Source organism: Vibrio sp. RM-41-2B (genome assembly GCF_024744415.1).
Taxonomy (GTDB): domain Bacteria; phylum Pseudomonadota; class Gammaproteobacteria; order Enterobacterales; family Vibrionaceae; genus Vibrio; species Vibrio diabolicus.
On sequence record NZ_JAMQWD010000008.1, the window covers coordinates 1 to 11,443 of the forward strand.

The 11,443-nt window shown below is 40.4% G+C and carries 13 protein-coding genes and 1 pseudogene; 6 read left to right on the forward strand and 8 right to left on the reverse strand.

Translation table 11 applies throughout. From position 1 onward, the window contains the following. Positions 1-82 precede the first annotated feature (82 nt). The 8 genes from NB463_RS08200 to NB463_RS08255 form a co-directional block, all read right to left on the reverse strand. Positions 83-304, reverse strand: coding sequence for a hypothetical protein (locus NB463_RS08200; protein ID WP_131815237.1), 222 nt, complete (start codon positions 302-304; stop codon positions 83-85). A 77-nt stretch (positions 305-381) separates the two neighbouring features. Beyond that, positions 382-573, reverse strand: a complete 192-nt coding sequence (locus tag NB463_RS08205) for a hypothetical protein (protein WP_074190728.1) — start codon at positions 571-573, stop codon at positions 382-384. Between the two features lie 135 nt (positions 574-708). Beyond that, a complete protein-coding gene (locus tag NB463_RS08215; RefSeq protein ID WP_017049537.1) occupies positions 709-1,023 on the reverse strand; it encodes a helix-turn-helix domain-containing protein in 315 nt (104 codons plus the stop codon). Continuing rightward, on the reverse strand, positions 1,010-1,342 hold the full coding sequence (locus NB463_RS08220) for a type II toxin-antitoxin system RelE/ParE family toxin (protein WP_012600340.1): 333 nt from the start codon (positions 1,340-1,342) through the stop codon (positions 1,010-1,012). Before NB463_RS08220 ends, NB463_RS08215 begins: the two co-directional genes overlap by 14 nt. A gap of 225 nt (positions 1,343-1,567) precedes the next feature. Continuing rightward, positions 1,568-2,137, reverse strand: coding sequence for a hypothetical protein (locus NB463_RS08225; RefSeq protein ID WP_074190730.1), 570 nt, complete (start codon positions 2,135-2,137; stop codon positions 1,568-1,570). A 508-nt stretch (positions 2,138-2,645) separates the two neighbouring features. After that, positions 2,646-2,897: a hypothetical protein gene (locus NB463_RS08235; protein ID WP_053342874.1), complete on the reverse strand. Its 252-nt coding sequence runs from the start codon at positions 2,895-2,897 to the stop codon at positions 2,646-2,648. A 208-nt stretch (positions 2,898-3,105) separates the two neighbouring features. Next, positions 3,106-3,483: a hypothetical protein gene (locus NB463_RS08245; protein WP_074190733.1), complete on the reverse strand. Its 378-nt coding sequence runs from the start codon at positions 3,481-3,483 to the stop codon at positions 3,106-3,108. A gap of 288 nt (positions 3,484-3,771) precedes the next feature. After that, positions 3,772-4,692 carry an IS5 family transposase gene (locus tag NB463_RS08255; protein WP_074190734.1) on the reverse strand — a complete coding sequence of 307 codons (921 nt, stop codon included), beginning with the start codon at positions 4,690-4,692 and terminating at the stop codon, positions 3,772-3,774. A 434-nt stretch (positions 4,693-5,126) separates the two neighbouring features. Here NB463_RS08255 and NB463_RS08260 point away from each other — a divergent pair, with 434 nt between their 5' ends. The 6 genes and pseudogenes from NB463_RS08260 to NB463_RS08285 all read left to right on the forward strand — a co-directional run. Then, positions 5,127-6,812 (forward strand): CHASE domain-containing protein, encoded by a 1,686-nt coding sequence (locus tag NB463_RS08260; protein WP_242657426.1) that lies wholly within the window; start codon positions 5,127-5,129, stop codon positions 6,810-6,812. After that, complete coding sequence (locus NB463_RS08265; protein WP_025590354.1) at positions 6,809-7,237, forward strand: response regulator; 429 nt, start codon at positions 6,809-6,811, stop codon at positions 7,235-7,237. Before NB463_RS08260 ends, NB463_RS08265 begins: the two co-directional genes overlap by 4 nt. Positions 7,238-7,253: 16 nt before the next feature. Next, positions 7,254-9,008 carry a two-component system response regulator gene (locus NB463_RS08270; protein WP_074190735.1) on the forward strand — a complete coding sequence of 585 codons (1,755 nt, stop codon included), beginning with the start codon at positions 7,254-7,256 and terminating at the stop codon, positions 9,006-9,008. Positions 9,009-9,485: 477 nt separating this feature from the next. Beyond that, positions 9,486-9,977 (forward strand): hypothetical protein, encoded by a 492-nt coding sequence (locus NB463_RS08275; protein WP_131815238.1) that lies wholly within the window; start codon positions 9,486-9,488, stop codon positions 9,975-9,977. Positions 9,978-10,084: 107 nt separating this feature from the next. Then, complete coding sequence (locus NB463_RS08280; protein ID WP_074190737.1) at positions 10,085-10,837, forward strand: hypothetical protein; 753 nt, start codon at positions 10,085-10,087, stop codon at positions 10,835-10,837. A 310-nt stretch (positions 10,838-11,147) separates the two neighbouring features. Beyond that, positions 11,148-11,443 (forward strand): annotated as a pseudogene (locus tag NB463_RS08285) (IS110 family transposase); the annotation flags it as partial.

Below are 11,443 nucleotides of genomic sequence, written 5' to 3' on the forward strand. Positions count from 1 at the left end.
AATTCAATGCTAAGAGATGGTGTTATGTGGGATACAGATAGCCTCAAAAATTAACTATTGACGCCATAGTCTCTTGTTATGTTCATTCTCTCAACGCACTTGCAACTTGAACTAAATAGCCATTTTCTTGTAATAAATCCTTGAATGGATAAACATGATTCGCACCACAGACCACTAATAATGGAGATATATCTAACGCGTTAACCCTATTAAGCCATTCTTGTTCACGCAAGCGGTAGCCATGCTGCTTTCTGAGTTCCAATTCTTCTAAAGCTTCCTCTGACTCATGATCATCAAACTCCATAAATATGTCGTTCTCGATCATAGATAGATTGGAATAGATTCCCAGAGCAATCCTTTCTTCTGCATTTGCCTCAATATTCAGATATTCAGATATTCAAGTCCAACATCGTTTGCAACTTTCTGTACTACGCTCGGCTTCCCATCAATTTCTTCAGCGATTGCTGCTATATCATGCTCTTTAACGATAGATGCAACATAATCTGAGAAGTCGGTACGTTCAAGATCCCACTGAGTCAGATGACTGGTTCCAATTAATACTACTTTTTTCAACTATTACCCCCATGAACATAACGCCCTGTTAAGGTGTGAGCAACGCAATGCCGAAGCCACCGCATACCACCTTAAACACTAAAAGCAACGCATAGCAAAAATGCCACGCGTTGCGAATCACTCTTAAACAGTTTGTTATAGCTCAGCGATGTGCGACAGGGTTTCTGGGTGACGCTGAACCAACTTTAGAAGGGTTACTGCTTGTCCATTTGGTGCGCTACGCCCTTGTTCCCAGTTTTCTAACGTACGAGATGATGTGTGCAACAAACGAGCAAAAACACCACGAGACATATTAAACTGCTCTCGAATACTCACGATTTCATCAGGTGAGATATTTAACTCACTGATGTCGTTAACTTGATGAGTTTTAAGGGTAAGCTTGCCCTCTGAATGCTCTTTAGCCTCAACAAGTGCTGAACTTAACTCCGCAAATAGATCACGATTGCTCATTACGCCACGCCTCCATAAAAGCCTTTAGTTGTTTCTTTTGGTCTGCGGTTAAGTCAGACATTTCATTCTTGCCGTAAATCGTCAGCAAGTAGAAACGACGCTTTTCATCGAGGAAGTAATAGATAACGCGAGAGCCACCACGCTTGCCCTTACCTTTACTTGCAACTCGAATCTTTCGCAAACCACCTGTACCTTGAATCACGTCACCCTGCTTCGGGTTAGACATTAACTCAGCTTGAAAAAGCCTAAACTCATCATCGCTGAGATATTCATTACGGTACTTTTCAAATATGGTTGATTCGACAAATACACTTTTCATACGCAAAGTATACGCAAGTAACGTATAGATAGCAAAACTATACGTGATTAACGTAGCTATAATTTTTGGAGCAGTAAACCTGACCTGAGCTATAACGCCGCATTAAGGTGTGAGCAACGCTACCACTGACCCTAACCATACCACCATAAACACAAAACCCAACGATTAGCACTAAAAATGCCAAGCGTTGGGAATCACTCTTAAATGCTTTGTTAAATTAACGGCTTACATATTTCTTAATGCTGCAAGAAACTTCGTCAAAGTAAATGAAGCACTAGGAGCTTCTGAAAAAGTTAATGCTTGCTTTGCACTAATATCGTTCTCGTCTTTTACCTTTCTGTCCAACGTGCGTAGTTGTGTAATAACGTCTTGAACTAACAATGGAACTTCCTTAGTTGATACTAAATCGATTGTTTCCGTCGTTAGCTTAAACGAACTTTCACTTCCATCCCATGAAACACCAGCTGTCCCGCTTAAGGTAACGCCTTCTTTCCATGTGATATTCTGAGGATCTTTTTCAGATGCTATGCTATTGGCAATTTCCCCAGCAACGTAATCTAATGAGCCTGACCATAACACTTTGTCATTAAACTTGACCTCAACATCTGAAAAGCTACGTTGCTCACTGATGACTCCAATTTTTTTATAACCACCATCAAAGTTAACTGTCGCATAATCTAAATTTGATGCCTTGAAAGATCCCAATGCAAACAGCACGGTCAAACATATTGTCAAAGTAACAATGATTGATGCCACTGGCGCGGTAATTACTTGCTTAGTACTTGTGTTTTCCATATAAAACCTTACTCATATTTAATTCTGAACAGATTATATAGAACAGCATTTTAAAATACTATAGTTAGTGAATTTAACGCCCTGTTAAGGTGTGAGCAACGCAATATCAAAGCCGCCGCATACCACCCTAAACACTAAAACCAACGCATAGTAAAAGTGCCACGCGTTGCGAATCACTCTTAAACAGTTTGTTATATGCCGGATAAACCCAATTTATGGAAAGCTATCTTTTCATTTTTCTGGAGATGATAACCACACGTTGTTTTTACCCCATCCACTGTTCTTTTGATGGTAATTGGAGCATTTTGATTATCACGTGTCCGTCTTGCAATATATCCTATCCCATCACACATATAACACCTGAGAAAAAGAGAAGTTTCCCCACGAGTCGTACCCCATAAGTGTTCTAGGTACCTTTGCCTCTACTAAAAGTTTATTGAAATTTAGCACTGTTATTGATGATGTCTTTTGCGCACTAATTTGCTTCACTGCACTTAACATTAGATCGTTACTCAACAACTTTATATGGTGAGTTGTAGTGTGCATAAAGGAATTCAGGTCCACCCTCTTTGCTTATCTTTTTAGCTTTGATAAGAAACTTGGTTCCCACAGGGTAGGATTTGCGCATTTTTGAAGAACATTCAACATTCATTGATATATCCAAACCTTGACCTTTAATTGGTCTAGCTCTTACCCCAGAGCTAGAAGTAGTATTCTTACCAACATATGTTTCAATAATTACATCTATATACCCAGACATTTTCGACCTCATCGACGGTTAAAACAAAAAATTATACTTATTCGTCAAACTACCACCCATATGACGCTGGCAAGAGGCATATAACGCCCTGTTAAGGTGTGAGTAACGCAATACCGATGCTGCCGCAGAACACCTTAAACACTAAATTCAACGCATAGTAAAAATGCTACGCGTTGCGAATCACTCTTAAACAGTTGTTATGTGCGTACTACTTGGCTGTGCATTTCCCGTAGTACTGAGATGGAATCAGGTCACCACCAAAGCCAACTGTGTTTCGACTATGAACTGTATTCATTGTATTTGTAATCGTAGTGACCATCACATTACCTGCCCCAGTCGCTTCCAAAAATGACACATGATCATTTCCAGGAACCTTTACCACCTCATTACTACCATTGTTCCCCAGCACATAAACTTTGTCGGCATCTGGTTCAATTAGATATCTAAGAATGAAATCACTCTTTGCCGTATGAACACCCTCTGGGTCTGAATACTTTTTATATACGCACTCTAAGGTACTGGTAGAAGCGATGGCTGAACTAGAGACAAAACAGAAAGCGATGAAAAGTAAACTATTGAACTTCATGAAAAACCTATTTTATAAGATATTTTCCGAGGAATTTTACTCTCATCTGTTTCATAGTTTGTGACATATGCCGCAAAGCACATAACGCCCTGTTAAGGTGTGAGCAACGCAATACCGAAGCTTCCGCATACAACCTTAAACACTAAAACCAACGCATAGCAAAAATGCCACGCGTTGCGAATCACTCTTAAACAGTTTGTTATAGCGAATATCACCACGACTGTATGTCCCAATCGGCTTTGTTGCGTAATTCGGACAGGAAACCAAACCGCCTGAATTGAGCAATTCCTATACAACATACTGAGTTTCAGGCATACCAAGCCCTGTAAGCTTGTTCAACGCTTTGAGCATAGCGTAAGTCTCGCCAACTTGAGCGTTGTAATTCCTTAGGCTTAGTTTCCCACCTAACAACTGTTTTACCCGATACATTGCTGTCTCTGAGAGCGAGCGCTTATGATAACCATACCGCTTTTTCCACTTCTTGTTGGAGCCGTAGAGCTTCTGGCAACCTACTGCTAAGTTGCGAGGATGTCCTCGTTCCCAGAAGGCTGCCCCTTCTCGTGGCGGAATGAGTGGAACAGCTCGCTTGATCCGTATGGCATCATGGCAATTCCTTGTGTCATAAGCACCATCGCCTGATATCTCAATGATTTTACGACGTGTCTGCTTAAGCAAGTTGGGAAGTACTTCGGCATCGGTTACGTTAGATAAGCTCAGCTCTGCTGCGACTATTTCGTGGGTGCTAGTATCTACTGCGATATGCAGCTTACGCCAAACCCTACGCTTCCCGTCAGTACCATGCTTCTTGACCTTCCATTCACCTTCGCCATAAACCTTGAGGCCAGTGGCACCAATGGCTAGGTGTTGTATCGCACCTCTGGTTTTAGTTTTAAATGAAACCTCAACTTCCTTAGCTCGACGGCTTATACAGGTGTAGTGCGGACAAACTAGCGGGATGTTAGCCAGCTTAAATACCGAGTCTAGAAATCCTTGCAGTGCTCTCAACGGCATAGAGAATATGCGTTTCACCATCAGTGCAGTAGTAATGGCTAAGTCGCTGAATTGGCGAGGTCTGCCGCGCTTGCCTTGTTTGTTTTGCTTCCACTCGGCTATCGCTTCCTCATCAATCCAAAAGGTCAGAGAACCACGGTTTATTAAGGCTTTGTTGTACTGCGTCCAGTTAGTTGTTTTGTAACGAGGTTTAGGCATGAGGCTACGACGATTAATGGGTGTAGCCGATCAGATCGTAGCTTCTTGATTTAGTTCCATCGATTTAAGCAACAAAGCCCGCCTAAAGCTCAGAGAGTTACGGTTGCAAGCCCGCTAGTCACTTATTTTTTAATAATGAAACCGTGGTCACTAATGATAAGACAGCTCAGACCATGGCGACTTGTTTTCGCGCAACCTATTGAAGAAACGAAACTACCCATAAAACCAAACAAGAAAACATAAAAAAGAACATATTTGCATATAATTTAATAATCAATTATGTTGATTTACATATAACAATTATAAAGGTCAGTTAAATTTTGACGATAACTTTATTGACTCAACGGGCAAGTGCACTCCATTGGTATCATTGGCTTGTACTTTTTTTGTCAGCCGTGCTCACTCTTACCGCTTGGGCGGTAACCTCGAGTCAGGTGGAACAAAAAGCAAAAACTCAATTTGAGTTTCAAGCCCATCAGTTGGTCGAACTCGTACAAGAACGGATGTCGAAATATGAGGAGGCACTGCTCGCAGGAGTGTCAGCCTTACATATGTATCAAGCTCCTGCCTCAAGAGCAGACTGGAAAATTTTTGCTGACCAGTTTGATGTCCCTCGACACTTTCCTGGCATCAACGGTATTGGTGTTATTCACTACGTTCCTGATAACAAAATAAAGCGGTATTTAGAATGGCAAAGAAAGCAACTGTCTGAATATATGCCGCATCCTGCTCGAACTGCTTCCGAATATTGGCCTATTACCTACATTGAACCAATGCAAAATAACCTAAAGGCCGTGGGACTAGACATGGCGCATGAAAACAACCGATACACCGCAGCCAAAAACGCCAGATTAACAAATACAGCCACCATCACTGCTCCAATTACCTTAGTTCAAGACTCGGAAAAGGCGCCGGGTTTTCTGTTTTATGCCCCCTGGTTTTCTGATGAAGTTCCTGAGTACTACGGAGATACAAAAGATGGTTTCTTAGGTTTAGTATACGCCCCATTTATTGTAAATAAATTGATGAACGGGACTCTCTCTGGAGAGAAACGACTCGTGAATTTCAGTCTCTATGATAATCAAGAATTACTGTACAGTGATCTTAATGTATCAAACATTCGCCATCATTCAGATCCGCACTTTACACAAACTCTAGAGTTGAATATATACGGTAGAGTTTGGACCTTCGTTATTCAAAGTTCGCCGTTGTTTGAAGCGCAGCAAAATACCACTCAACCTCTGCTTATTCTTATCTTCGGTATTATCGTGGATGTCTTGTTATTTATCTTATTTCTCATGTTGGTTCGTGAAAAAGAGCGAGTCGATGAGTATGCAAAGCATTTGACCAAAGATTTGCAATTGCGCACAGACAAGTTAGAAACGGTCACAAAAGACCTTCAAGTCAGAAATCAAGCATTGCAAGAGGCAAATAGAGAACTTGATCAGTTCGCCTATGTCGCCTCTCATGATCTGAAAGCCCCTTTACGCGGTATTTCCCAGCTAGTGACTTGGTTAATCGAGGAATTATCGGAGTTTTTAACCCCTCAAACAGAACAATATGCGTCTTTGCTGAGCAACCGCGTGCAGAGGTTGGAAAAACTGTTGGATGATTTACTCGCTTACTCTCGTGTGGGGCGTAAGCCTGGCCAGCTAGGGAGATTTAATCTCGAGCAATATTGTGAAGAGACATTAGAACTGATTTCTCCCCAACGTAAGATCTCTTTGGTTTGCCACAACCATATCGGAGAGTTTGAGACATTAACTACACCTCTTGAATTAATACTTCGTAATTTAATCAGCAACGCCGTCAAACATCACCACAAGGAAATAGGAACCATTTATGTCTCAGGAGAGGATATCGGAGACATGTATCAGTTTGTGGTTGAAGATGATGGACCAGGGATCCCAGAACAATTCAGGGAGAGAGTGTTTGAATTGTTTCATACCTTACAACCGAGAGACACTGTTGAGGGAAGTGGTTTAGGTCTTTCTATTATTAAGAAAGTTCTGGATTTATACTCATGCCATTATTCTATTGACTCTAGCCCACTCGGAGGATGTGCTTTCCGTTTCTCATGGCCCAAAAATAACCCCGTACTCGTTAAGGAAGCCTCATGACATCCCCTGAATGTAAACCTGTTAATATTCTCTTAGTTGAAGATGATGATATTGATGCAATGGGCATCGAGCGAGCACTCAACACTTTGAAGTTACTTAACCCTATTTACCGAGCTAGAGATGGAATAGAAGCCTTAGAATGCTTGCGAAATGGGGAAATACCTCCCCCTTGTATTGTGCTTCTCGATTTAAACATGCCTCGAATGAATGGACTTGAATTTCTTGGTGAAGTGAGAAGAGATGATGAGCTCTGCTCTCTAGTGATTTTTGTGCTAACCACCTCGAGAAGAGATGAAGAAATTACGGCAGCGTATGAAAAAAATATCGCAGGTTACATGGTCAAATCTTCGGTGAGCCAGGACTTTAATGAAGTTCTTGCTTTTTTAGATAACTACTGGCGCATCGTAGAATTACCAGTTCAATGACTCATGGCGGCAGCATATGAAAGTATTAATTATTGATGACGATACCATCGATAGACTTGCAATTAAGAAAACATTGCGTAGTACAGATTTGCCTATCTCGATAATAGAAGAAGCGCAAACTGCTCATGAAGGGTTAGACAAAGCCCTTAAACAATCTTTTGATGTGATTTTACTGGACTATCAACTGCCACCATCAACGGGGATGGAAGTGCTCATTGCACTCAAATCAAATTCGGATTTTTCCACGTCTATTGTCATGCTCAGCCATAGTAATGACGAAGAGTTGGCTTTGAAATGTATTGAGATGGGTGCTCAAGACTTCGTGATGAAAAATGAAATTTCTTCGATCCGCTTGAGAAGAGCGATTATCATCGCAACAGAGCGCTACTTTTTAGAGCAAAAGGTACTCGAGACTCACACTCAGCTAAAACAACTGGCTGAGACTGACACGTTAACAGGGGTATTTAATCGACACTTTTTTGATGAGCGCTTAAAGAAATTTTTACTCATGGCTTCACGCAGTCAAACACCTTTAGCGCTCTTGCTCATCGATGTGGATCGTTTTAAAGACATCAATGACCAATATGGACATGTCACGGGAGATCATGTTTTACAGGAAGTAGCACAAAGACTTCAATACAACACTCGAGATAGTGATTCTCTATTTCGTATAGGAGGTGACGAGTTTGCAGTGATTGCAACTAACTTAGCGTCTGAAGAGCAGGTTGACTTAATTGTACGACGTATACTCTCTGCGTTTGAAAGTAATTTCAACATTGACCAGCAATGTATTGAGGTTTCTATTAGTATCGGGGTAGCCAGTTATCCTGAGTGTGCATCAAACTCATTAGAGTTGAGAAAGTGTTCAGATATCGCGCTATACAGGGCAAAAGAGAAAGGTCGAAAACAGGCACAGTACTATTCTAAAGCCTTTCATGATACGGTTGATCAACGTTTACGCATTGAAAGTAACCTTAAGCAAGCCATACAAAAAGAGGAATTCGAATTACATTATCAACCTCAATTTGACAAATCAATGCGACTTGTTGGCGCCGAAGCGTTGATTCGTTGGTATCATCCAGATCTAGGCTTCGTCCCACCAGACGTATTTATTCCAATTGCAGAAGAGTCTGGGCTCATTGAGAATATTGGTGAATGGGTGATTGAAACGGCGATTAGGCAAATGTCGATATGGCGAACAGCATGCTTCTTTCCTGAGTCTTTTACGTTAGCAGTGAATCTTTCTCCGAAACAACTATCCGCTCCTCAACTGGTCGAAAGGGTTGCTGCATTTTTGCATTTGTATGGAGTCTGTGCTTCTCACATTGAGTTTGAAATTACTGAAAACTGTTTACTCCCGAAAGGCAACGCTTCGAAAACGTTAAACGAGCTCAGTCGGTTAGGTATTCAAATCGCCATTGATGACTTTGGTACTGGCTATTCATCCTTATCTCATCTCAAATACTTTCCAATCGATATTATCAAAATTGATCGCAGCTTTTTAAAGGATATCGAAGTTCACACTTCTCGGCAGTTGTTTGAAGCCATCTGTGCACTTGCACGCTCACTTAACTATGAGATTATTGCTGAGGGAATAGAAACTCCTGAGCAACACAGAGCTTGTAACTCTATGAATGTGTCAAGAGTTCAAGGATTTAAATACTCCAAACCACTTACCGTAGAGAGTTTTGAAAAGAGGTATTTACTCCAAAGTTTGGAGAGAGGGGGGAGGAAAAGTGATCCGCACCGTCAGTTTTGGACACCGAGTTAAGTGAGTTGGACCGCCACCGATCTCCTAGACAAATTTCGCCTATTCTTGGAATTTACCCCCCGTAATACAACACTGGGGTTTACAAACGAACACCACTAGAAGAATGGATAAGTTTTTGTAGGGGAAAAGCCCATGAAAAGGATGTGAACGAGTAAAAGGTCTAGCAAATAATGGGGCATAAATGTTTTAGAAATGGCAGCGTACCTATGTGATCGCTGCCATTTTAGTATGATACTTTAATACTCAGTATGAATCTTTATTACTTAGTATGAGACTTTATTACTCTCACACACTATGGACAACTATAATCAGGTAAGTCGAGTTGCAGTTACTTTTGACAACAACCCTAATGGAATAACTACGAAGGTAATGCCTCAATGTGAGAGTAATGGTGGCTGTGGACAACACTTCCCTCATAGCACAGTCCTGAGTATTTCTGGGAACAATCCTGCAGGTAAAGTGAGTATATCAGTTGGAATGACTACAACGGACGAGGGGAATTTTGATTGGAATTATTCAGAAGATGATTTGTCATCTTGGAGTGCTACAGTTGGGTTAACAGTATTTGAAGGCGTGGATGATCTAGAGAGTATCATGAGCGACGAATATAGCGTATATACTGCTCCAGTTCCGGGATGTGCAATATGCCAAGCGGGATTTGTAGTAGATAATTATGGCCAAGTAATCGGAACTACTGCAACGGCTTCAACTTCAAAGAATACAGCTACGATTGTAAATGCTTCATACGCAAAATTCGCTTCAGGAGCCCTCAACGGGATTCCTGAGTATGTAGTTATTGATGATGTTCACTTGATCGTTGATTCGCATCAGTCAGGTAATGGCGGTGGTAACTACGGTGGACCTGGGGATGATAAACACGGCAATGATAACGAGAGCAATCACTCTGGTGGAGTAAACGAAAATAGTGATGGTTGTCAAGGATGCAACACTCCTTGGGGTGGACGATAAGTAGTGAAATCATCCCGACTAGATTGTTGATCTGCTGATTTAACTTGTATTTATCTGGTTACGGAAAGTTGGTAACATTACCACCTTTCTAATTTGGATTTTTAAATATGAAGAAAAAAATATCTATACTTAAGATAATAAATGATTCTTTATCATCAATACATGAAAATATAAATTCTATTATACTTTCTTTTTTTCCGCTATTGGCGATCTATATATTTGAATTCTTTATTAAGTCTTTTGAACATAATATGGGAAAATTTGAGTACCACATTATATTGTCAATTTGCTCTATATTAGCATCTATTTCTTTCATATACCTATCTATAATGACACATAGAATTATCATTAATGGTTCTTCTTTTAATCGCTCATCAAGTAGTTCTTCTGGTTTTGATGGAGTTCTTAGCTATATTTTAAGGCTATTATCACTGATATTAATTACATTTCTACTCTTTTCAGTATCGCTTTTTATTGTTATGTCTATATTTTGGTCCGGATTTGGCCAAAAAAGTTTAAATGCATTGAATATTGGTATATTAATAGCAATGCTACCAACCATGGGGATTATTTCTCAAATAGCTATTGTACTCCCTTCAACTATAAATCTGAGTGGAGGAATTACATTTAGAACGGCTATTTTATCCTGTGAGGGAATAAGGAAAGAAGTGTTTATTCTTGTTGGACTACTCCCTATTGCATGTTCAATCGTACTAAAATATATACTCTCAGGAGACAATAACATTGTGCTTGAGTTTGTGTCATATGTAATTACTTTATTATTATGGATCATACAGTTAGCCATACTAACATCACTATATGAATATCTAGAAGAACACAAGTATATTCCCTTTGAATAAGTTACTGAGGCTTTGTTGCTTAAATAGATGGAACTAAATCTAGAAGCAACGATCTGATCGGCTACACCCATCAATCGTCGTAGCCTCATGCCGAAACCTCGTTACAAAACAACTAACTGGAAACAGTACAACAAAGCCCATTTTAGGTTTAGAAATTGCAGCACTCTGATGTGATCACCGCTATTTTAGTATAGAACTTTATTCCTCTCCCACATTAGTAAAAAACATAAACCAGAGAAGACTAAAGCCTATCTAAAATAAACGATGTCGCACTTATTTATTTTAAGTCGCAATTAATTCCGTAAATGACATCAGCGATGCCATAAAAACCATTAAGAAACACAAACCTCAACGTGTCGTCATCGAAGCTACAGGTCGATTAGAAATGCCTTTTATACTCGCCTGTGACAAAGCCAAATTACCTTATGTTATTGCCAACCCACTACGTATTAAAAGGTTTGCTGGTGCCATTGGTCAACGAGCTAAGAACGACCGTTTAGATGCCGCTCTCATCGCACATTATGCCGAACGTGTTCAGCCAGAACTGACCAAACTAAAAAGCGAAAACATACGTCTTATGAGTGACTTAGTCACAAGGCGTAACCA

Coding starts and splice junctions, on each gene's coding strand:
- NB463_RS08235 (WP_053342874.1), bottom strand. CDS start 2,897: ATGTCTGGGTATATAGATGTAATTATTGAAACATATGTTGGTAAGAAT.
- NB463_RS08275 (WP_131815238.1), top strand. CDS start 9,486: ATGACTACAACGGACGAGGGGAATTTTGATTGGAATTATTCAGAAGAT.
- NB463_RS08280 (WP_074190737.1), top strand. CDS start 10,085: ATGAAGAAAAAAATATCTATACTTAAGATAATAAATGATTCTTTATCA.
- NB463_RS08200 (WP_131815237.1), bottom strand. CDS start 304: ATGGAGTTTGATGATCATGAGTCAGAGGAAGCTTTAGAAGAATTGGAA.
- NB463_RS08270 (WP_074190735.1), top strand. CDS start 7,254: ATGAAAGTATTAATTATTGATGACGATACCATCGATAGACTTGCAATT.
- NB463_RS08245 (WP_074190733.1), bottom strand. CDS start 3,483: ATGAAGTTCAATAGTTTACTTTTCATCGCTTTCTGTTTTGTCTCTAGT.
- NB463_RS08265 (WP_025590354.1), top strand. CDS start 6,809: ATGACATCCCCTGAATGTAAACCTGTTAATATTCTCTTAGTTGAAGAT.
- NB463_RS08220 (WP_012600340.1), bottom strand. CDS start 1,342: ATGAAAAGTGTATTTGTCGAATCAACCATATTTGAAAAGTACCGTAAT.
- NB463_RS08215 (WP_017049537.1), bottom strand. CDS start 1,023: ATGAGCAATCGTGATCTATTTGCGGAGTTAAGTTCAGCACTTGTTGAG.
- NB463_RS08255 (WP_074190734.1), bottom strand. CDS start 4,692: ATGCCTAAACCTCGTTACAAAACAACTAACTGGACGCAGTACAACAAA.
- NB463_RS08225 (WP_074190730.1), bottom strand. CDS start 2,137: ATGGAAAACACAAGTACTAAGCAAGTAATTACCGCGCCAGTGGCATCA.